Annotated in this window: 24 protein-coding genes and 1 pseudogene; 15 read left to right on the top strand and 10 right to left on the bottom strand. The window is 64.7% G+C overall.

Annotated features, from left to right (window positions below):
- The first annotated feature begins 276 nt into the window (after positions 1-276).
- Positions 277-1206, top strand: a complete 930-nt coding sequence (locus tag NDN01_RS25355; protein ID WP_272624994.1) for a hypothetical protein — start codon at positions 277-279, stop codon at positions 1204-1206.
- Positions 1207-1248: 42 nt separating this feature from the next.
- On the opposite strand, the gene NDN01_RS25350 is transcribed toward NDN01_RS25355, so the two are convergent.
- Positions 1249-1878 (bottom strand): LysE/ArgO family amino acid transporter, encoded by a 630-nt coding sequence (locus NDN01_RS25350; RefSeq protein WP_272624993.1) that lies wholly within the window; start codon positions 1876-1878, stop codon positions 1249-1251.
- A gap of 73 nt (positions 1879-1951) precedes the next feature.
- On the opposite strand from NDN01_RS25350, the gene NDN01_RS25345 reads away from it, so the two are divergent.
- Positions 1952-2851, top strand: a complete 900-nt coding sequence (locus NDN01_RS25345; RefSeq protein ID WP_272624992.1) for a LysR family transcriptional regulator ArgP — start codon at positions 1952-1954, stop codon at positions 2849-2851.
- 16 nt (positions 2852-2867) lie between these two features.
- On the opposite strand, the gene NDN01_RS25340 is transcribed toward NDN01_RS25345, so the two are convergent.
- Positions 2868-3980, bottom strand: coding sequence for an extracellular catalytic domain type 1 short-chain-length polyhydroxyalkanoate depolymerase (locus NDN01_RS25340; protein ID WP_272624991.1), 1113 nt, complete (start codon positions 3978-3980; stop codon positions 2868-2870).
- 142 nt (positions 3981-4122) lie between these two features.
- On the opposite strand from NDN01_RS25340, the gene NDN01_RS25335 reads away from it, so the two are divergent.
- Positions 4123-5304, top strand: coding sequence for a serine hydrolase domain-containing protein (locus NDN01_RS25335; protein WP_272624990.1), 1182 nt, complete (start codon positions 4123-4125; stop codon positions 5302-5304).
- A 183-nt stretch (positions 5305-5487) separates the two neighbouring features.
- Here NDN01_RS25335 and rarD read toward each other — a convergent pair whose 3' ends face one another.
- Positions 5488-6423: an EamA family transporter RarD gene (gene rarD, locus NDN01_RS25330; RefSeq protein WP_272624989.1), complete on the bottom strand. Its 936-nt coding sequence runs from the start codon at positions 6421-6423 to the stop codon at positions 5488-5490.
- Between the two features lie 184 nt (positions 6424-6607).
- Here rarD and NDN01_RS25325 point away from each other — a divergent pair, with 184 nt between their 5' ends.
- Positions 6608-7165: a TIGR00645 family protein gene (locus NDN01_RS25325; RefSeq protein WP_272624988.1), complete on the top strand. Its 558-nt coding sequence runs from the start codon at positions 6608-6610 to the stop codon at positions 7163-7165.
- On the opposite strand, the gene NDN01_RS25320 is transcribed toward NDN01_RS25325, so the two are convergent.
- Entirely contained in the window at positions 7098-7433 is a 336-nt protein-coding gene (locus NDN01_RS25320) for a hypothetical protein (protein ID WP_272624987.1), read from the bottom strand. The genes NDN01_RS25325 and NDN01_RS25320 overlap by 68 nt on opposite strands.
- A gap of 317 nt (positions 7434-7750) precedes the next feature.
- On the bottom strand, positions 7751-8794 hold the full coding sequence (locus tag NDN01_RS25315) for a potassium channel family protein (RefSeq protein WP_272628419.1): 1044 nt from the start codon (positions 8792-8794) through the stop codon (positions 7751-7753).
- A 324-nt stretch (positions 8795-9118) separates the two neighbouring features.
- On the opposite strand from NDN01_RS25315, the gene NDN01_RS25310 reads away from it, so the two are divergent.
- The 3 genes from NDN01_RS25310 (at position 9119) to NDN01_RS25300 (ending at position 10083) form a co-directional block, all read left to right on the top strand.
- Positions 9119-9430, top strand: a complete 312-nt coding sequence (locus tag NDN01_RS25310; RefSeq protein ID WP_272624986.1) for a hypothetical protein — start codon at positions 9119-9121, stop codon at positions 9428-9430.
- Between the two features lie 67 nt (positions 9431-9497).
- Positions 9498-9701, top strand: coding sequence for a DUF6771 family protein (locus NDN01_RS25305; RefSeq protein WP_272624985.1), 204 nt, complete (start codon positions 9498-9500; stop codon positions 9699-9701).
- Positions 9702-9813: 112 nt separating this feature from the next.
- Positions 9814-10083 carry a GlsB/YeaQ/YmgE family stress response membrane protein gene (locus NDN01_RS25300; RefSeq protein WP_272624984.1) on the top strand — a complete coding sequence of 90 codons (270 nt, stop codon included), beginning with the start codon at positions 9814-9816 and terminating at the stop codon, positions 10081-10083.
- A gap of 61 nt (positions 10084-10144) precedes the next feature.
- Here the strand turns inward: NDN01_RS25300 and NDN01_RS25295 are convergent, their stop codons facing one another.
- Positions 10145-10333 carry a hypothetical protein gene (locus tag NDN01_RS25295; RefSeq protein WP_272624983.1) on the bottom strand — a complete coding sequence of 63 codons (189 nt, stop codon included), beginning with the start codon at positions 10331-10333 and terminating at the stop codon, positions 10145-10147.
- A 370-nt stretch (positions 10334-10703) separates the two neighbouring features.
- On the opposite strand from NDN01_RS25295, the gene NDN01_RS25290 reads away from it, so the two are divergent.
- The 3 genes from NDN01_RS25290 to NDN01_RS25280 all read left to right on the top strand — a co-directional run bounded on the left by NDN01_RS25290 (position 10704) and on the right by NDN01_RS25280 (position 12283).
- On the top strand, positions 10704-10931 hold the full coding sequence (locus NDN01_RS25290) for a hypothetical protein (protein ID WP_272624982.1): 228 nt from the start codon (positions 10704-10706) through the stop codon (positions 10929-10931).
- A 117-nt stretch (positions 10932-11048) separates the two neighbouring features.
- Positions 11049-11678, top strand: a complete 630-nt coding sequence (locus tag NDN01_RS25285; RefSeq protein ID WP_272624981.1) for a retropepsin-like aspartic protease family protein — start codon at positions 11049-11051, stop codon at positions 11676-11678.
- Positions 11679-11797: 119 nt separating this feature from the next.
- A complete protein-coding gene (locus NDN01_RS25280; protein WP_272624980.1) occupies positions 11798-12283 on the top strand; it encodes an SRPBCC family protein in 486 nt (161 codons plus the stop codon).
- A gap of 24 nt (positions 12284-12307) precedes the next feature.
- On the opposite strand, the gene NDN01_RS25275 is transcribed toward NDN01_RS25280, so the two are convergent.
- Positions 12308-13072, bottom strand: a complete 765-nt coding sequence (locus tag NDN01_RS25275; RefSeq protein ID WP_272624979.1) for a glutaredoxin family protein — start codon at positions 13070-13072, stop codon at positions 12308-12310.
- Between the two features lie 81 nt (positions 13073-13153).
- On the opposite strand from NDN01_RS25275, the gene NDN01_RS25270 reads away from it, so the two are divergent.
- Positions 13154-13552 carry a MerR family transcriptional regulator gene (locus NDN01_RS25270; protein WP_272628417.1) on the top strand — a complete coding sequence of 133 codons (399 nt, stop codon included), beginning with the start codon at positions 13154-13156 and terminating at the stop codon, positions 13550-13552.
- Positions 13553-13867: 315 nt separating this feature from the next.
- On the opposite strand, the gene NDN01_RS25265 is transcribed toward NDN01_RS25270, so the two are convergent.
- From NDN01_RS25265 to NDN01_RS25255, 3 genes are all read right to left on the bottom strand, one after another.
- Positions 13868-14002 carry a hypothetical protein gene (locus tag NDN01_RS25265; protein WP_272624978.1) on the bottom strand — a complete coding sequence of 45 codons (135 nt, stop codon included), beginning with the start codon at positions 14000-14002 and terminating at the stop codon, positions 13868-13870.
- 94 nt (positions 14003-14096) lie between these two features.
- Positions 14097-14414 (bottom strand): PilZ domain-containing protein, encoded by a 318-nt coding sequence (locus NDN01_RS25260; protein ID WP_272624977.1) that lies wholly within the window; start codon positions 14412-14414, stop codon positions 14097-14099.
- Positions 14415-14926: 512 nt separating this feature from the next.
- A complete protein-coding gene (locus NDN01_RS25255; RefSeq protein WP_272624976.1) occupies positions 14927-16051 on the bottom strand; it encodes an aldose epimerase family protein in 1125 nt (374 codons plus the stop codon).
- 471 nt (positions 16052-16522) lie between these two features.
- On the opposite strand from NDN01_RS25255, the gene NDN01_RS25250 reads away from it, so the two are divergent.
- From NDN01_RS25250 to NDN01_RS25235, 4 genes and pseudogenes are all read left to right on the top strand, one after another.
- On the top strand, positions 16523-16663 hold the full coding sequence (locus tag NDN01_RS25250; RefSeq protein ID WP_272624975.1) for a hypothetical protein: 141 nt from the start codon (positions 16523-16525) through the stop codon (positions 16661-16663).
- Positions 16664-17096: 433 nt separating this feature from the next.
- Complete coding sequence (locus tag NDN01_RS25245; RefSeq protein ID WP_272624974.1) at positions 17097-17798, top strand: DNA alkylation repair protein; 702 nt, start codon at positions 17097-17099, stop codon at positions 17796-17798.
- Positions 17799-18225: 427 nt separating this feature from the next.
- Positions 18226-18423, top strand: a complete 198-nt coding sequence (locus tag NDN01_RS25240) for a hypothetical protein (RefSeq protein ID WP_272624973.1) — start codon at positions 18226-18228, stop codon at positions 18421-18423.
- 134 nt (positions 18424-18557) lie between these two features.
- Positions 18558-18951, top strand: a pseudogene (locus NDN01_RS25235) (AIM24 family protein); the annotation flags it as partial.
- Positions 18952-19020 lie beyond the last annotated feature (69 nt).

The following is a 19020-nucleotide window of genomic DNA, read 5'->3' as shown; positions in this document are numbered from 1 at the left end:
CACCATCTCCGAATTTTCTCATTTTGAAGAATGAAAATCAAAACACAGCACGCACTTTTGTCACGGCAACTGCCATAATATTTTCGCATTTCAGCCGGAAACATCAATGCTGCTCCGATTTACTAAGCAGAAACGAGAATGATATTTTGGCCCAATTTTGGGGCAATTCGGCTTCTTCGGGCCCAAATTTGTATGTATTGTGATTTCCACCAGAAACGCTGAGTTGACGGATCTCCAACCTGCCTCAGCCGGGCGTTCGCTAGGCGGGTGGGATCCATGACCGAATATCTCGATATCCGTGCACATGACGCGCTGTTCGCCAGCCGCACCACGGCGGAGGACTGGGCCCGGATTGTCGCCTTTCGGGATCGTCCGGCCTTTCTGGACGGGGTCCGCCGCCACGAAGGCACCATGCAGCCCTTCTTCGCGCACAACCTCATCCTCAACCGGGTGGTGACCGAGGTCTGGCGCTTTCAGATGCTGGTGATCACGCTCTATCTTCACGACACCCGCGACGCGCTCGATCCGCGAACCGGATTGACCGTCACCAACCTGCAGAAGAGCTGCGCCCGGCTGAAACTGGCGAGCCCCGGCCGGGTCTATGCCTTTTTGAACATCATGAAGCTGGGCGGTTATCTATCGGCGGTGCGCTCCCCGATCGACTCCCGGGTGGTCCATCTTGAACCCACGGCGCGCTTCATGGCGACTGTCGAGCAATGGAACGATCAGATCTTTGCCTCGATAGATTCGGCCGCGCCCGAAGGCGCACTGCTCGCGCTGCGTGCACGCCACCCCGAGCTTGGCCGATATATGCGCACCAGCGGCGCTGAGGGGCTGCTTGACGGATGGGACGCTCTCGGCCCTTTCCCGGAGGTCCTCCATTTCGCCTCGACCGACGGTGGATGGCTGATGATGGAGAATCTGGTGCTGCGTTCGATGCACACCGAAAGCCGTGCCTGTATCGAACCGGTCTCGCTCAACATGCGCGCCACGGCCAAACAGTTCGGCGGCTCGCGCTCGAACCTGATACGAACGCTGGAGAGCGGCTATCACCTTGGCCTGCTCGACGCGCCTCCGCGCGGGGGCAGCCACATCCTCCCGTCATCACGCATGACGTGCGCGTTTCTGGCCTTCATGGCCTCGTTCCTCGGCTATTTTCAGCACCATACGCGTATTGCCCTTGCCAGGATCACGGGCTCGCCATGACGGGATCGAGCGGCACATGCGGCGACATTGCGCCCGCCGCGATTATCCGGACGGATAGACGGCACGCAGGACGAGTGACGCCGCGAGCGTGAGCATCGTAACGCCCACGATGGCATCCAGCACGCGCCACGCCGCCGGGCGCGCGAACAGCGGCTGCAAGATGCGCGCGCCATAACCAAGCGCTGCGAACCACGCGAAGCTGGCGGTTGCGGCACCGGCCACGAAGATCGGGCGCAAGCCGGCCGGCTGGGCCGACCCCGCCGCGCCCATGAGCAATATGGTGTCGAGATAGACGTGCGGATTGAGGAAGGTGAACCCGGCCGTGGCGGCAAGCGCGCGTTCGAGCGTGAGCCCTCCGCCAACACTGACCGACATCGCATCAGGCGCTGCCATGCGGCGCAGCGCCTTCACGCCATACCAGCCAAGGAAGCCCGCACCGCCGATCGCCAGCAGCTTCGCCAGTTGCGGCAGAGCGGCGAGAAACGCCCCCACGCCGCCGACCCCGGCGGCGATCAGCATCGCATCCGCGCAGGCGCAGAACAGGACGATCGGGCCGACATGCTCACGCCTCAGGCCCTGCCGCAGCACAAAGAGATTCTGGGCGCCGATCGCCATGATGAGGGCCACCGACAGGGCAAAACCACTGAAAAAGGCATTGAAGCTGTTGATCATGACAGCGATGTGGCCGCGGCATCGACATTAGGACAGCTTGTTCTTCTAACCCCGATGAAGCATTGCTTCATCGATGCTTGATTATCCCGCCCTGGCCGCCGTGTCGGCAGTGGTGCTCGAAGGCAGCTTCGAACGCGCGGCGAACCGGCTTGGCATCACCCCCTCGGCGGTTTCGCAACGCGTCCGGGGGCTTGAGGAACGGCTTGGGGCCATTCTGATCGTTCGTGGCCAGCCATGTACCGCCACGGAACCCGGCCTGGCGCTTTGCGCCCATTTCGATCGGGTACAATTGCTGGAAGCCGATCTCGCGCCGGCGTTGGCCCCGATGGCCGGGCAAGCCGGACCACGACCGCCACTCAAGGTGGCGATCAACGCGGATAGCCTGGCCACATGGTTCCCGTGTGCCGCTGCGGCGTTCACGCTGGCAACTGGCCTGCTGCTCGACCTGACGGTCGAGGACGAGGCGCACACCGCCGACCGGCTCCGCTCAGGAGAGGTGCTGGCGGCCGTAACCAGCGATCCCGAGCCGGTGCAAGGTTGCAAAACGATCCTGCTGGGCGCGCTGCGATATGGCGCCTATGCGAGTCCCGCCTTCATGGGCCGGCATTTCCCCGAGGGCGTGAACGCCAGTTCCCTGGCGCGCGCGCCTTGCATGCGTTTCGACCGACGCGACAGACTCCAGACCCGCTGGGCCGAAGAAACGTACCGCGTGTCGCTGAACGCCGCGGCCCATCGGGTGCCATCAACGAATGGCTTTGTGGATTTCGCGCTGGCCGGGATCGGGTGGGGAATGCAGCCTGTTTCACTGGTCCGGCCCCATGTCGCCGAAAATCGACTGATGGAACTGCCACCGGGATTGCAGCTTGACGTAAAGCTCTATTGGACGGCGGCGCGTCTGCACGCCACCTCGCTCCATTATCTGACCGACGCCATACGAACGGCAGCAAGCGAGCATCTCTGCGCCGATCGTTGACGGCCATGCCTTTCGTCTAGCGCATCAGCCCCGCAGCGCGCAGCGCGTCCTCGATCACCTTCTTTACGCCGGATATCTCGACCTGCGGTGTCCCGGCCAGCGCGAGCGGAGGCCTGGCATCCGCCGCGCGGGCAGCGCGGGGCGCTGGTTTTGCCATTCGCGCCTTCGCAGCGGCCGGATCGGCGATACCCCAGAAGGCGGCGATGTGGCTGGTCGAGCAGATCCCGACATCGAGCATGTGCGGCATGGCAGCGCCGCAGCCCTCGTCCGGCGCGATCGGCGTGCCATGGCCCATGCCGGCGATGGTGTGCGCCTCGATCCGGACCTTCCCCTTGGCGTCGGTCCAGATGCGCCTGCCATGATTACCAATGGTTTCGCTGCGGGCAGGCTCGGCGTCGATTCCCTGGAGAAGGCGCCATTGATCGACGATGTCGTCCATGTTGGAGACAGCGACCGTCATATCGGCGCTCCCATGCCACACCGACAGCAACGGCCACGGCCCCTCATGGCCCGATGCCTGGCTGACGCGCGTCGCCAGGTCCGGCCCCGCCGGAGCGCCATGGCCGCGCATCCGGTCGAACGCCTGGGGCATGGTCGTGGCCGAACCATAGGGCAGGCCGGCGACGATCGCGCCGCCGGCAAAGAGTTCAGGCCAGGTCGCCAGCATCACCGCCGTCATCGCGCCACCCGCCGACAGCCCGGTCACGAAGACACGCGACGGATCGAGATCCTGTTCGGCGATCATCTGCACGATCATCGAACGGATCGACAGCGCCTCACCCCCGTTACGACCGATATCCTCGGGCACGAACCAGTTGAAGCAGAGGTTGGCGTTGTTGCCACGTTGCTGTTCGGGATAGAGCAGGGCGAAGCCATGGCGGTCGGCAAGCGTCGACCAGCCCGATCCCTGATCATAGCCCGCCGCGTTCTGAGTGCAGCCGTGCAGCACCACGACGAGCGGTGCGCCGGGCTCCAGGCTTTCCGGCACATAAGCGCGTGCCACGAGCTGGCCCGGATTGGCGCCGGTGATCGCCATGTCTGTCAACCGGTCCTTGCCCGCGGCGCCTGGCAGGCCCATGCCCGACTGGGCGGCGGCGAGCCGGGTGATCGTGTCGGAAAGCGTACGCATGGATCGGTTCCCCTGGGGCGAACGACTCGTCCGCATGATCATCAACGGATCATAGCCCCGATTGTTGCTGCATTGCACAATAAACATGATGATGGTGCCATGTCCGATGGTGAAACCGCCGGGCGGCGGCTAGGCTCACGGCATGCGCCCTTTTGCCTTTTGCCTCATGCTGCTTGTCGCGACCTCCGCCAGTGCCAGGCCCGCCCAGAAACTCCCGCCACCCGCGGCGATCGACGCGCAGGTCAACGCCGCCATGGCGAAGACCGGCGCGAAGGGCATGGCTATCGCGGTGATCGACAAGGGCAAGGTGGCCTATGTCCAGGCTTATGGCGCCCGCAACGCCAAGGGCGATCCGCTGCTGACCGACACGGTGATGTACGGCGCCTCGCTGACCAAGACGGTGATGGCCTATACGACGCTGACCCTGGTCGATCGGGGCGCCATCGCGCTCGACACGCCCATCACGGCCGATCTCGACCAGCCGCTGACTGCGTATGACAGCAACGCGATCGCCCCGGGCAAATACGGCCCGTACAAGGACCTTATCGGCGACGACCGCTGGTGGCGGATCACGCCGCGTATGGCGCTGACCCATTCGACCGGCTTCCGCAATTTCTGGTTCCTCGAACCCGACGAGAAGTTGCACATCCATTTCGATCCGGGCACGCGCTTCAGCTATTCGGGCGAGGGTTTCAGCCTGTTGCAGTTCGCCATCGAGAATGGCCGCAAGGCGCAAGGGCTCGGTGTCGATGTCGGCGACCTGACCGGGACGATCTTCGCGCGCCTCGGCATGGTCCGCACCAGCCTGAAATGGCGCCCCGATTTCAGCCCCAACCTGGCCGATGGCTGGAACGACAAGGGCGAACCGGTCACGCATGACCAGCGATCGAAAGTGCGCGTCGCCGGATCGATGGACACCACCATCGCCGACCTGTCGTTATTCGTCGCTGCGCTGGCGCGCGGCGACGGCCTGTCCCCGGCGTCGCGCGCCGAGATGGTCAGGCCGAGCCTGCCGATCGCCACCGCGCACCAGTTCCCCAACCTCGCGCCCGACCTGCCTGTCGGGCAACGCCGCAAAGGTCTGGCGGCGGGCCTCGGCGTGATCGTGTTCGACGGGCCGCAGGGCCATGGTTTCTTCAAGGGCGGCCATGACGAGCAGACCGCCAATACGATGGTCTGTATCGAACGGGGCCAGCGCTGCGTCCTGATCCTGTCCAACGACGTGCGGGCCGAGGCGAGCTATACCGACCTGGTCGGGTTCATCCTTGGCGATACGGGCGTTCCCTATGACTGGGAATATGGGGATCACGCCGGCAAATCCTGATTCGATACGCCTGCGTCATGATTTGCTGCACCGCAGCACAATAAACCGGGCGGGCGGCGCGATTTCTCCCGCGGATGTAAAGGAACTGCCTCGATCGCGATGCTAACGCGCGGGTGCACGGCGGCGGTCCCAATTCTTCGACAGCTTGGGCTCACGCCGCCGCCGTGCACCCCGGTCCAGCGTCTAGCGCGCCGCCGGCTCCGGCGCGGCACTTGCCCGCGCCGCGCGGCCCGTCCTGATACCGTCGGCGGCGTAGACCGCCAGCCCGATCCAGATCAGCCCGAAGGCGGCGAGATCGTGCGGACGCAGATGCTCGCCGAAAACGAAGATCGCGATCAGGAACTGCAGGGTCGGTGCGATATATTGGAGCAGGCCGAGCGCCGCATAAGGCATGCGCCGCGCCGCGCCGGCGAACAACAGCAGCGGCGCTGCGGTGACCGCCCCGGCCAGTATCAGCAACAGGTCGGTCGCCACCTCCCGGCCGAAAACCCCCTCGCCCCCGCCATGCGCGACGAGCAGCAGCCCGAAGGCGAAGGGCGCCAGCAGGATCGTCTCGATCAGCAGGCCGCCCAGCGCGTCGATCGCCACGACCTTGCGGATCAGCCCATAGAAACCGAAGGTGAGCGCGAGCGCCAGCGAGATCCAGATGCTGCCGCCGTTGGAGAGCGCCATCACCGCGACGCCCAGCGCCGCCAGCGCGATCGCGACCCACTGGGTCCGTCGCACACGCTCACTGAGCACGATCACGCCAAGCGCGACATTGACCAGCGGATTGATGAAATAACCGAGGCTCGCGTCGAGCACATGGGCATTCTGCACCGCCCAGATATAGACCAGCCAGTTGAGCGCGATCAGCGAGGCGCTCGCCGAAAGCAGCAACAGGGTCCGCCAGGTCACCGACGCGACGATCGTCCGCACCCGGCGGAACAGCAGCGTCACCACCACCAGCATCACCACCGACCACAGGACACGGTGCGCCAGGATCTGGCCCGCCGGAACATGCCGCAGCAGCCTGAGATACAAGGGGAGGACGCCCCAGAACACATAGGCGGCAGCCCCCAGCATCACGCCGGTGCCTTCCGGGGAAAGTGCGGGTCGGGACGGTGCGCGGTCGGTCACGGTTCTGCCCGGTTGTGCCCGGGCATGACGCCGCAGACGGATGATGGAGGATCGAGGCAGCGAAATGGTCCGCTCGCGGCGCCATGGCAAGCCGCCTGCTCGCAATTTTCCCTGGGGTCCGGATAGCGCCGTTAACACCCCCGTTCAGGTTGCCGCCATGGCCGGGCAACCATATGCTCCGCCCATGACACCCGATCCGACCGACCGACGCTCCATCCAGCTCAAGCCGTTGCCGATGCTGATCTTCAGCTCGCGCTGGCTTCAATTGCCACTCTATGTCGGGCTGATCTTCGCCCAGTGCGTCTATGTGTTCCTGTTCCTCAAGGAACTGCAGCACCTCGTGATGCACGCGTGGGAATTCACCGAGCAGCAGATCATGCTGGTCGTCCTCGGCCTGATCGACGTGGTGATGATTTCCAACCTGCTCGTGATGGTGATCGTCGGCGGCTACGAGACCTTCGTGTCGCGGCTCGGGCTGAAGGGCCATCGCGACGAACCCGAATGGCTCAGCCATGTGAATGCCGGCATCCTGAAGGTGAAGCTGGCGATGGCGATCATCGGCATCTCGTCGATCCACCTGCTGCGAACCTTCATCGAAGCGGGTTCACTGGGCCTGCCCACCGGCCGGGTCACCGAGACCGGGGTGATGTGGCAGACCATCATCCACATGGCCTTCATCCTGTCCGCGATCGGGATCGCCTGGGTCGACCGGATGTCGCAGCAGGCGCAGCAGAGGCATTGAGCCGGGCGACCGCCGCGACGCGCGCGCGCTCCGCCAGCAGCGCCGCGATCTCGACGCCTTCATAGCGATAGGGCGGCTGGCGCCGATCCGGGAAGGATATCCGCATCCGCCCGATATCGCTGGCGAAGCCTGCCGCGATAGCGTCGATCACCCGTGTCAGCGGCCCCTGCGCCACAACCTCCAGGTCACCGCTCGCCCTGTCGCAGTCGCGCGGGCGCATCGCCGCGACCGCATCCTCGTTCCATGAGATATCAACCGACATAGCCATGCGCGCATCACTCCTTGTCGGGAGCAGCATCGGCCGATGGAAACGGGCGCGCAATGATCTGGCTCAAGCTGCCGGCGCGATCCGTATCGCCGGAATCGATCTTCACGATGTCAGGCGAGAGATAAGATCAGCCATGCCCAAAGAGCGACCGATAGGACGATCAGGATCAAAAAGGCGACGCCGCCCGGAAAACGGCTATCATCGTGAAACAACCCGCGTGGCGGCGTCCGCTTTACTCTACGCATCCTGGCACACTCTGGCACCCACGCTCTCCGATCAATCAATGCGCGAGAGTCGCCGGAGTTCCGTGCAGGGCCTCAGCCCGGCGATTCCTCGGGCGAGCGCGGCACCACTTCGAGGATCGAATCCCCCGGCTGGAGATGCCCGGCCTCGATCTCCCAGAAGCCGAAGGCGCGATCGCCGCGATAGATGCGCACGCCAAGCCCCGTTCCGATCTGAGCCAGCGGCCTGCCCACCTCGTCCGCCGTCACCGGCCGTTCGTGCAGCGCGACCCGGCCATCGGCGGCGGCGAGATCGGCCATGTAGTCGGCGATGTGCGGACCATGGGTAGAGCCGGCGAGCAGCAGCCCGGCGAAGCTGGCGGGGTTGATCACGGTCGTCGCGCCGGCTTGGCGCGCCAGCGCCTCATTGTCCTCCGACCGGATGATGACGCTGATCGGGACATGGGGCGCGAGGCGGCGCGCGGTCAGCACGATCAGGATCGAGGTATCGTCGCGCCCGGCCGAGATGATGATCGCCTTTGCCCGGTCGATCTTCACCGCCTCAAGCGTCGCGTTGCGGGTCGCGTCGCCCTCGATCACGGCCGCGCCGCGTTCCTCGGCATGGCGCAGCGCGGCGGCGCGTTCGTCGATCACGACGATGGTCTGGGCATCCGCGCCGCGTCGGATCAGCTCGGACACCGCCTCGGTACCGCTGGTGCCGTAGCCGGCGACAACGATGTGGCCACTCAGATGCCGCTGGATAACGCTCATACGCCATTTCTCCCAGACGCGCTTGAGAAGGAAATCATAGGCAGTGCCAAGAAAGATCAGCCACACGAACAGCCTTATCGGCGTGACGACGAAGGTGTCGAACATCCGCGCCTGCGGCGTGACCGGCACGATATCGCCGTAACCGACCGTGGTGATGGTGATCATCGTGAAATAGAGCACGTCGACAAAGGTGATCGAGCCATCGATATTGTCGCGCAGCCCGTCGCGGTCGAGCCAGTGGACCGCCAGCGCGATGCCGATCAGCCCAAGCGCGAGCAGCACCCGCCAGACCAGCGACAGCCAGACGGGCGTCCCACTCTTGCGGCGCAGGCCTAGAAAACTATCCCTTGGGGCTGGACCGCGCGACATTCCGGCCGTGTAGCGCGACCGCGTCGTCGGCGCGAGGACCAACGCCGCCGCGGCGACTTTGCCCGCCAGGCGGAACCACAGATATGGCCGCGTCGGCGTCGTCGATCCCGCGGCGGATCGAACTGTCATGACACGCAATTCATTTGAAACCACCGCGCGCGGGTGCGACGCCCCTTCCCGCCGAACGGCCGGAGACGGCGGATGGCGCGGATGGCGCTTTCGGCGGTTGAACCTTGGTCATCCCGGCCGCCACAGGCCGATCCGAGAGAGAAGCGATGTCGGCGCGCACAGGAACCATCCGGATCGATCCCGGTTACAGTCGTTATGGCGTGTAGGCATTTCTACGAGGTATTCCGCGCGCGCGCGGTTTCCGGCGCGCCTGCATCGGGCACCTGGACATGGCAGCGCATCGGCCGTGCCGGCGCGCCGGTGGCGCATGGCGATTTCTACCCGACCCTGCCCGAATGTTTCGCCGCGCTGAAGGAGAACCGCACCGAGCTTGGCATGGCACCCGTCCATATCGACCTTGCCGGCGCCAGCCTGGAGGAGGCATCTTCAGTGGTCGCCGTATCGCTCGGCGAGCAGGACGTCACGATCACCAGCACTGATCCCGGCCCGTCACCCAAATTCGCATGACCGGTTCGGGGGCTGGCAGAGCATTTCGTGCCTTTGCGATGTTCTCGTTTTGATCTACGATGCCGCCATGAGCCGATTCGCCCCAGATCTTGCCGCCGCCGACATCGCCCCCGTCATCCTGGCGGCACCGGCCTGGGCGCGCATCGACATCACGGTGCGCGATCCGCGCCTGCGCGCGCGGGCGGCCGAAACCCTTGCCAGGACGATCCTGGAGGAACTGGACCGGGATTCGCCAGGGCGCGACGCAAACCAGCTTTCGCTGGCGTTGTAGCAACCAAATGGGGAACGTCACGCGCGCCTGACCGTTCTATATCAAGGCCCCGCAAGCGAGGCCTGCGCGCCCGCGAAAGCCTCCGCGCTGTTCCATAACCATGGAGAGCAAGATGGGTCTCATTATTCTCTTGATCGTCGGCGGCGTAATCGGCTGGGTCGCCAGCATGATCATGCGTACCGATGCGCAGCAGGGCGTCTTCCTGAACGTCGTCGTCGGTATCGTCGGCGCGGTCCTTGCCGGATTCCTGCTGTCGCCGCTGCTTGGCGTGCCGCCGATTACCAGCGGCGGATACAGCATCGCGACGATCCTCGTGTCGCTGCTTGGCGCGGTCGTGCTGCTCGCGATCGTCAACCTGGTACGTCGCGGGTCGATCCGCTAACCGACCCTTAGAAGAGGGTCAGGCACAGGGGCGGGGCGGCAGCGGCTGCCCCGTTCGCGTTTCACTCGATCAAGGTTTGCGCGGCGTGCAGGAAGAGCATTGCCGAAAGCCCGGCCGAGCAGCCGAAGCAGACATGGCCGACATAGACCAGCATAGGCGGGTTGGGCCGCCTCAGCCTGTGGTTCCGGCTGGCGCCCGACAGGACGAAGCTGGTCAGCAAGCCATAGGCAAACGCGATCGCACCAAACATCGATTGTCCCGCTCATGGTTTCGCCACGGGCCCCGGGCCCGGTGGCCGAGGCCCAAATCACAGGCGGGCCGGCCCATCAAGCGGCAGGCGGTATATGTTCGGCGAAGCGCGGCGCGGGCGGGACGTTACGCACCCGAAAGAAGCGGGCACGAGAAAACCAGGCCGGAGGATGCTGTCCGATCCGGCCTGGTTTTACCCCCGACTAGGTGTGAGCCTGATGCGGTTGGCGGGGCTCTATACGTCCCGAATGTGAAACAGTTCCACCCTGTTCCGTCGATTTCGTCGCACAATCGTCGCCGGAAACGATTCTTTACGCCGGGTCATGTGGCACGGTTCCTGCTGAACAATGGCCAATGCGGAACCCCTTGCCATGACCCGGATGACACGCGGCACCTTACTGAAGGTAGCGGCGCTGTGCGTGCTCGCCCTGACACTCTGCATCGCACCCGCCCCGCGGCTCAGCGCGGGGCTTGAGTTCCGGTCGCTGCGCCTGTCGCTGTCAGTGGGAGGCGACCCCGTCCATTTCCGAACGACCCCGTCCGGAAATGGACAGCCGCGCGACATCAGCCTGAACCTTCATATCGGCAACGCCCGATAAAGGGCACCGCCTCCAATCGCTCCGGGTCTTTTCCTGGCGGTCAGGCTTCATACATGGAAAGCCGGATAGACATTTCACACGTGGCGGCCCGACTGCCCGCCTGGACGAAGAGGCAGAATGTTCCCCTATCTTGGCGCCACCACGCCCCTTTATCTGTTGCTGGCCGGCCTGATCGTCGCGGCGGTGATCGGGCGGCGCCTGCCGGTGATGCGGACGCTGACCACGCTCGTCATCTGGGGCGTGCTGGGCGCGGTAGTCGTGATGCTGGTGCGCGATCGTGGGCGCTTCGACCCCTATCTGACCAAGGTTGCCGGCCTGCTCCAGACCGACAAACAGGAAGTGGTGGGCAAGGAGGTCCGCATCCGCATGGCTGACGACGGCCATTTCTGGATCCGCGCGCGGATCGGCGGGGTCGAGCGGCGCATGCTGGTCGACAGCGGCGCGACGGTGACCGCGCTTTCCGCCCAGACCGCGGCCGAGGCTGGGATCGAGGTGGACGAGACGCCCTTCCCCATCGTGCTGCGCACCGCCAACGGCATGGTCAACGCCCAGGCCGGAACGATTCCGGAGCTGCGCTTCGGCACGATTGTCGCGCGACGCCTGGCCGTGGTCGTCTCGCCCGCGTTCGGCGATACCGACGTGATCGGCATGAACTTCCTGTCGCGCCTCAAATCCTGGCGGGTCGAGGGGCGGACGCTGATCCTTGAACCCAATCATCCCCAGCCGGTAAAACCCGATACGGCGTGAACCCTTTTCCCTTCGCCCGGAAGGAATGTCGGTGCGCACGGGCAATTTTCCCGAACAATCACTTTGGCATCCTCCGGCAATCGCCATAGGAAAGCGCGCACCACCGGACAGGATGATCGATGATCGCACGCGCTGCCCTCGCCTCCGCCCTGATGATGGCCGCCGCGCCTTCCTCGGCATCCGACTATGTCGTGATCCGCAAGGAAATCCTGGTCGATCGCCCGGCCGATGCGGTGTGGAAACGGGTCGGCGGCTATTGCGCCATCGCCGAATGGCTGAAGCTGAAATGCGAGATCGTCTCTGGCACTGGCGATGTCGGCACGATCCGGCGCCTCAACGACACGACCCTGGAACCGATGGTCGCCAGCACGCCGCATTCCTACACCTACAGCCAGACGGCGGGCGGCATGGCGGGCTTCGCCTATAACGGCACGCTGGCGGTGGAGCCTGCCGGCGCGGCCACGTCGCGGATCGTCTACACGCTGATCTACGACGCGGCCCTGATGCCGTCGGACGAGGTTCGCAAGGCGCAGTTCAACCGTATCAACCCGCGCTTCCAGGGCGCGATCGAAACGATGAAGGCGCTGGCCGAGGCGAAAGAATAACCGTCTCGGCGCACACGCCCCGTTTCACATCGTCGCCATGGCGCCCGCCCCGAGCGCCATCCACAGCGCCATCGCCACCATCATCACATTCTCGGTCAGCGATACGAAGCCGAGCGGCACCTTGCTGTCGCCGCCGACGCACGCACATTTAATGTCGCGCCTGTCGATATAGACCGCCTTGAACACCGACACCGCGCCGATCCCGCCGATCACCAGGGCGATCGGCACCGACAGCCAGGTCAGCGCGCCTGACACCATCAGCACGCCCGCAAGCCCTTCGGCATAGGGATAGATGCTGCCATAGGGCACCCAGCGCTTCGCCAGCAGATCATAGTTTAGGAACATCGCCGAGAAACGCTCGACATCCTGCAGCTTGAGCAGCGCGAGCACACACATGCTGAAGGCGATGAACCATTCGCCCGCCCGGATGGTGATGGGCGTGCCGTACACGGCCTGGCTCGCCGCCAGCGCCATCAGCGCGGTCATCGCGAACAGCATGATCACCGGGCGATAGCTGGTCGCGCCGGGGTCGCGCACCTTCTTGCCGAAGAAGCGGCGCAGATCGTCATAGCCGCCGATCCGCCGCCCATCGATAAAGGTCTGCGGCGTGGTCTTCACGCCATGCTCGGCCTTGAACGCGTCGGTCTCCTCGCGCGTGGTGAGCCAGCGGTCGTCGACAGCATAGCCCTGGCGGCGAAGCAGGTCCTTCGCCTTCAGCCCCCAGGGGCAGACATGGTCCTGCATGACCATGCGATGGAGGATGGCCGTCCTGGCCGGCGGGGTCGTCATCTTGGCATCTCCAGCTTGTGCGCGATCGAACCCGGCCCATATGGGGTCCGGACCACGGTACGGAGTCAAGCGTTGACTGACATGACGATTGCGGGGCTGGCGCGCGAAGGCGGCGTCGGGGTCGAGACGGTACGCTATTACCAGCGCCGCGGCCTGATCGACGAGCCGGCACGCACCGGTGGTTCGGGCCTTGCCGGCGGCATTCGCCGCTATGGCACTGATCATGTCCGGCGGCTGCGCTTCATCCGCTCGGCGCAGGGCGCCGGTTTCACGCTTGAGGAGATAAGCGAGCTGCTCGCCCTCGATGCAACCGACGACCGCGATCGGGCGCGGAGGCTGGCAACGGAGCGGCTTGCCGCGCTTGACGAAAAAATCGCCGAGCTTCAGCGCGCACGGAGCGCGCTGACGCGACTGGCACAAGCCTGCGACGCGAGCGGGGCCGGCCCCTGCCCGATCATCGACGCGTTCGACCGCGGTTAGGCTATCTCGATCATGTGCGCCGGCATGTGCCGGCACGGCCCGAGATGACCGCGCGGCCTGGTGCACAGGCTTTCGCCTGGGCCGGCTCCGACGGCGCGGAGGCAGGTGGAACCCGGACGCAACCTGAAGGCCGCGGGGGCGGCCACAACAGCGTAGTTCATCGCTTCCCCTTTTCGCTTTCGCGTCCGGATCAACGACAAGGGCGTCCGCGCGTTCCGGCATCGAAACGGAATCCTGTGGACAACCGGACAAGCCGACCGGATTCCAGCAAGTTGCGACCCTGAAGAAAACCCCTCAGCCGGGGCTTAAACACCGTCAGAACGGCGATGCGCCGATATATTTCAACAAACCGAGCACCGCGATCAACACAGCGATGGCGATGATGATGTTGGCGACATTGATGCTGCTCTTGGCGACCACGACTTTCTCGTCGCTGTTGATCTCGGCCATGACCCTTCTCCCATGAGGTTTCGCTTGCTCGAGCGAAGTACCGGCCAAACGCGCCATCTTCCGCGTCGTTCCTGTCGACGAAAAGGGGGCGTCGCTAACGGTTGCGGGCGGCAGGATCCATGATGCGGCGGATGTGCGCATCGGGCAGCGGGAACTGGAACTCGACGCCGAAGCGCTGCTCCTTCGCCCAGACGATGCGGGCGCAGAGCGTGAAATCGCAGCATTTCAGCGCGAGATAGGAGCCGACCGTGAGCGCGTCGGCGCAATAGAGCCGGGCGCCCCGGGAAGAAACATCGAGGACATGGGCGCGCCGCTTCGTACCGTTGCATTCGATCGAGGCCGGCTGGAACGTCTTGAACCGCGGCGCGAGGCGCGCATGCGGTCCATCCTTCCCCTTGATCGATTCAGCCATAGGCCCCGCCGGTTCGGCCGTTCATGACGGCTTCGCACACGAAGGTCGCGCGGAAAGAATCCCTAACGTTGCGGCAACGTCGATTTGGCGACGGCGCATGAGGACCATGGAAATCGCGGTGATCACGTGAAAACCAGCCGGAATTCTCGTCCGTCTCGTACCCGGACCCTTGCCTGCCCCAGGGAAGCCCGCCGCACCCCGATGTTGCGGCGAGCGGTACCGTCGCCTAGGGGGCCCGCCATCAGCCGGATCGGCCCGTGGCGGGAAATATCCGCCGCCAGGCCGTCGCACCAGAGGGAGTTGCCGTTTCGTGGGGTGGTTCAAGGCAAGCGTCTTCACGCGCTTGAAATGTCTGTTTGGCCTGCATCAGCCGGATCGGTATGGCGCACGCAAGGTTTCCGGAGAGTGGCATTCGCATTGCCTCGGTTGCGAACGGCGCATGGCGCGCGTCGACGGCAACTGGCGCCGCATCCGGCGCTGGAGCTAACCCCCCGGGGTTCGAGCCGCGGCGATCAGCGTCGCACGCCGAAGCGGTAGATCGTCGTCGACCGGAAGGTTTCGCCCGGTCGCAGCACCGTGGATGGAAAGGCCGGCTGGTTCGGGCTGTCGGGATAATGCTGCGTCTCCAGCGCGAAGCCGGCACCCTGGCGTAACATGCGTCCGTCGCGCGCCGCCTGCCGCCCGTTGAAGTGGTTGGCGGTGTAGAATTGCACGCCCGGCTGGGTCGTGCGCATCTCCAGCGTGCGGCCACTCGCCGGGTCCCAGGCGCGCGCGCCGACCGGGATCGGGTCGCCTGCCGGCTTCGACAGAATGAAATTATGGTCGAAGCCATTGCCCAACAGCATCTGCGGGTCGCTCGACGCGACACGTTCCCCGATCCGCACTGGCTTGCGCAGGTCGAACGCGGTACCGGCGACCGGACGGATCTCGCCGGTCGCGTTGCGCTTGTCGTCGATCGCGGTGAAGCTGTCGGCGACGATCTGGATCAACTGGTCATCAGTGCCACCGACCCGGTCGCCGCCCAGGTTGAAATAGCTGTGGTTCGTCAGGTTGATCACGGTCGGCCTGGTCGTCGTCGCGGCATAATCGATCCGCACCGCGTCATCCTCGGTCAGCGCATAAGTGACCGCCACGTCCATCGCACCGGGGAAACCGTTCTCGCCGTCGGCGCTGTGATAGCGCAGCGTGATGCTGCGGCAGTCCGGCGTGGCGCAGGGTTCCGCCTTCCACAGCTTCGTGGAGAAACCCTTCCTGCCGCCGTGCGACACGATGGCGGTCGGATCGGGCGACAACGGATAGCGCACGCCGTCGATCGAGAAGCCACCATGCGAGATACGGTTGGCATAGCGCCCGATCACCGATCCGACGGTCGATGATGCCTCATAGGCCGCTACGTCGGGCAGCGCGATCACGACATTGGCGATACGCCCCGCACGGTCACGCACGCTGATCTCGTCGATCGCGGCGCCAAGGGTCAGCACGCCCAGCCGCGTGCCGTGCCCGTTGCGCACCACATAGCGCTCGACCGGCTGGCCGTCGGCGGTGACGCCGAATGCGCTGCGTTCGGGGCCGCCCTGCCCCGCCGCGACGCCGAACGGCAGGGCGAGCAGGACAAGCAGATGCTTTGCCTGGATCAAGACGGCTTTCTCCCTCTATGCGGACCCTTCTTACCGTCCGTCGATGACCCTGACCAATGGGAAGGCACAGCCGGGTCGGCATCTGCGGGCACGCGCTTCATATTCCGACGCTGGGCAGCAGCATCGGAACGGGGCCCCCTTTCACGTTCCTTCCCACAGCAAATGGACCGAAATGGTTCAAATATAAGCCAATTATAAAGCCGTTAAATCTGCCCTTACCGCGATTGGTCACACTCTCTCAAATATAGAAGACGAATTGATACTGTCGATGGCCAGCCGCAGCAGCGCATGGTCCACCATATCTTTCGAGGAATTGTTGAAATGACTCGACCTTTATGGCCTGGGCTAGGATCACCAAGATCCTGGCGCCGAACAACGCGAAGAATATTCTTACTATTCCTTCCCATATCCATGCCATTGTGGTTGACCGCGCTACTACTCAGAAAAACAATAAAAGCTGCCGATCGCGTCGTGCTGTTCGCATGGAAGTTCTGGAGCGATCCGCCCAGGCACCGCGTCAGATATTATACGGAAAGCGTGCCGCGCGAACAGGCCAAGGCAGCGAAGATGACGATCAAACGCGGCGCGGGAGAGCGGTTCTTCCAGCATTGATGCTGTCGCTTGCCGCGATCTTCCGCCAGCCTGCCTGGTTCAGTGCGTGGGACATACGGCTGCGAATCCCAAAGTTCGGTGGCCCCCGCAATTTCGGAATTCGCAGACACGCATTGTAACGGCTTGATCGAGAAATTGGCCCGCAAAACCGCTTTCGCGGCCCTCGGCCCAATCATGCCACCGCAAAACGGGAGACCCCGAAATCGGTTGGCTGAGGCGTCATAGAATCCCTTTCGCCGCGATCGTAAACTAGGTGTTTTCACGGTAACCGCCCGAGTCGGGGCCAGCCCAACTCCGGATAACCCCGGTAGCCGCGGCCCCGATGGCAGATGTCGGGACATTATCGACCGCGGCGAGTCGTTCTTCTTCGCGATCAAATCACCCGTCGCTATGACCGGAGCCCGGAGATCATGAGAACAAGGCCGGCTGAACCATGACGGCAGACATCAAGGACCGGGTCGCGGATGTGCTGCACGCGCTGGAGCGCGCGACATCAGCCCGGGTCCGGGAGGAGATGGGTCCCCGCTTCGGCATCCATGCCGACAAGGCGATAGGGGTGCAGATGGCGGCGATGCAGGCCATCGCGAAGCCGCTCTATCCGGATCATGCGTTGGCCAGCGCGTTGTGGGAGACCGGCTGGTACGAGGCGCGGATGGTCGCCTCGATGGTCGACGATCCGGCGCTGGTGTCCCCCGAGCAGATGGACGCGTGGCGCCTTGATTTCGACAATTGGGCAATCGTCGACACGGTCTGCGCCAAGCTGTTCGACCGGGTGCCGCATGCCTTTGCCAAGATCGACCAATGGGCTGCGTTGAACGACGAATTCGGGCGGCGGGCGGCCTTTGCGCTGCTGGCGTGCCGCGCGATCCATCGACGCGGGGACGACGCGGAATATCGGCACGGGCTGGCGCTGATCGAGGCGTGCGCGACCGACGAGCGCAATTTCGTGAAGAAGGCGGTCAACTGGGCGTTGCGCGCGATCGGGTTGAAGGCGAGCCCGGCGTTGCAGACGGCGGCACGCGAGACCGCGGCACGGCTGGCAGCCTCCACGGATCGGACGGCGCGGTGGAACGGGAAGGACGCAATGCGTGCGTTCGCGAGGGCGGATGATCGGACGAGTGAAACGTCGCCCTGAACAATGTCCATCCCGGATCAAGCCAGGCGATATCGACGACGTGGCGGGCCGGCGTGAGTTTGATCAACCCCCTGACGGCAACCAGTCGGATGGATCGGGGACGTCGAAACTGCCAGCCCCATGGCATGGCCGGCGGGCCGAAATCCGGCTTCGTTACAGTGGCATCAACCATCGACGGCGGCTGGCCGCCTGGGGCTGCCGGGCGGCACCGCCATCGTCCGGCCCGGTATCAGCCTCGCGGAATTATTTCCTTTTTGGGTGTTTCCCGATTTGTGTTCAGTACCGCATCGGACCTATACGGGGGACAGGAGCAGGAACTCCAGGGAGGGTCGCATCAGTGCAGGTTTTCAGGCGAAGGGTCGAGGCCCGCGTCGCTTTCCGTGCGGGCATCGCGCCGGACCTTCGAACGGCAGCGGAACAGGCCATCATGGCCGGTCGCTATCTGATTTTCGGCAGCGCAGAAGAGGGAATGGCGACACTGTTGCTGAGCAGCGCGCCTAAACTGGTCGCGGTCGTCCGCAAGGAAGCCGACCAGCCAGGCAAGATACCGTCGTTCGATGTGCAGTCGGTACGCGCCGCAAGCGCCGACCTTGACCGGGAGCGCGAGGAACTCAGTCAGCTCTGAGGGCGACCGAATTGCCGGGGTGCCTCAGGCCGCATTCGCGAATCGCGTGCGGGCCAGGCTAGGGCTGCGCCGAACCATCGGGAGCCTCCACCACGACCAATCCAAGCCCCTGGACGCATCACCGCAGCGCGGGCATCGCCGACGACATCGATTTCGAGATCAAGGGGCAGGAACTTCAGTTCCTTGAGATCGAGCTCGATCCGGGCGAGAGCGTGATGGCCGAGGCTGGCGCGCTGGCCTGGAAGGACGCGGCGGTCGGCATGACAGCGGTGTTAGGTGACGGCAGCGGCGGCGGGGATGGCGGCTTCATGGGCAAGCTATTCGGTGCGGGCAAGCGCCTCGTCAATGGATCGGGCAAGGCGCGTGTGGCCTTCGCCTCGCCCACGCCGGGCGCGATCCTGCCGTTGAAACTCTCCGACTATGGCGGTCGCCTGATCTGCCAGAAGGACAGCTTCCTTGCAGCCGCCAAGGGCGCTATCGATCGGCGTCGAGTTCCAGCGGCGGATGATGACCGGGCTGTTCGGCGGGAACAACTAGGCGGCGGCAGGCAGTTGATTCAAACCGCCGGCCAACCGGACTAGCCACCTCCTGAACCAG

The organism is Sphingomonas sp. QA11 (assembly GCF_028473665.1).
In the GTDB taxonomy this organism is placed as follows: domain Bacteria; phylum Pseudomonadota; class Alphaproteobacteria; order Sphingomonadales; family Sphingomonadaceae; genus Sphingomonas; species Sphingomonas phytovorans.
The sequence above is the reverse complement of the archived record's forward strand: the minus strand, read 5'-3'. Positions and strand labels throughout refer to the sequence as shown.

Coding starts and splice junctions, on each gene's coding strand:
- NDN01_RS25280 (WP_272624980.1), top strand. CDS start 11,798: ATGATCGCACGCGCTGCCCTCGCCTCCGCCCTGATGATGGCCGCCGCG.
- NDN01_RS25260 (WP_272624977.1), bottom strand. CDS start 14,414: ATGGCTGAATCGATCAAGGGGAAGGATGGACCGCATGCGCGCCTCGCG.
- NDN01_RS25300 (WP_272624984.1), top strand. CDS start 9,814: ATGGGTCTCATTATTCTCTTGATCGTCGGCGGCGTAATCGGCTGGGTC.
- NDN01_RS25270 (WP_272628417.1), top strand. CDS start 13,154: ATGACGATTGCGGGGCTGGCGCGCGAAGGCGGCGTCGGGGTCGAGACG.
- NDN01_RS25320 (WP_272624987.1), bottom strand. CDS start 7,433: ATGGCTATGTCGGTTGATATCTCATGGAACGAGGATGCGGTCGCGGCG.
- NDN01_RS25340 (WP_272624991.1), bottom strand. CDS start 3,980: ATGCGTACGCTTTCCGACACGATCACCCGGCTCGCCGCCGCCCAGTCG.
- NDN01_RS25305 (WP_272624985.1), top strand. CDS start 9,498: ATGAGCCGATTCGCCCCAGATCTTGCCGCCGCCGACATCGCCCCCGTC.
- NDN01_RS25310 (WP_272624986.1), top strand. CDS start 9,119: ATGGCGTGTAGGCATTTCTACGAGGTATTCCGCGCGCGCGCGGTTTCC.
- NDN01_RS25240 (WP_272624973.1), top strand. CDS start 18,226: ATGGCCGGTCGCTATCTGATTTTCGGCAGCGCAGAAGAGGGAATGGCG.
- NDN01_RS25345 (WP_272624992.1), top strand. CDS start 1,952: ATGCTTGATTATCCCGCCCTGGCCGCCGTGTCGGCAGTGGTGCTCGAA.
- NDN01_RS25315 (WP_272628419.1), bottom strand. CDS start 8,794: ATGTCGCGCGGTCCAGCCCCAAGGGATAGTTTTCTAGGCCTGCGCCGC.
- NDN01_RS25335 (WP_272624990.1), top strand. CDS start 4,123: ATGCGCCCTTTTGCCTTTTGCCTCATGCTGCTTGTCGCGACCTCCGCC.
- NDN01_RS25245 (WP_272624974.1), top strand. CDS start 17,097: ATGACGGCAGACATCAAGGACCGGGTCGCGGATGTGCTGCACGCGCTG.
- NDN01_RS25265 (WP_272624978.1), bottom strand. CDS start 14,002: ATGGCCGAGATCAACAGCGACGAGAAAGTCGTGGTCGCCAAGAGCAGC.
- NDN01_RS25290 (WP_272624982.1), top strand. CDS start 10,704: ATGACCCGGATGACACGCGGCACCTTACTGAAGGTAGCGGCGCTGTGC.
- NDN01_RS25325 (WP_272624988.1), top strand. CDS start 6,608: ATGACACCCGATCCGACCGACCGACGCTCCATCCAGCTCAAGCCGTTG.
- NDN01_RS25295 (WP_272624983.1), bottom strand. CDS start 10,333: ATGTTTGGTGCGATCGCGTTTGCCTATGGCTTGCTGACCAGCTTCGTC.
- NDN01_RS25275 (WP_272624979.1), bottom strand. CDS start 13,072: ATGACGACCCCGCCGGCCAGGACGGCCATCCTCCATCGCATGGTCATG.
- NDN01_RS25355 (WP_272624994.1), top strand. CDS start 277: ATGACCGAATATCTCGATATCCGTGCACATGACGCGCTGTTCGCCAGC.
- NDN01_RS25285 (WP_272624981.1), top strand. CDS start 11,049: ATGTTCCCCTATCTTGGCGCCACCACGCCCCTTTATCTGTTGCTGGCC.
- NDN01_RS25350 (WP_272624993.1), bottom strand. CDS start 1,878: ATGATCAACAGCTTCAATGCCTTTTTCAGTGGTTTTGCCCTGTCGGTG.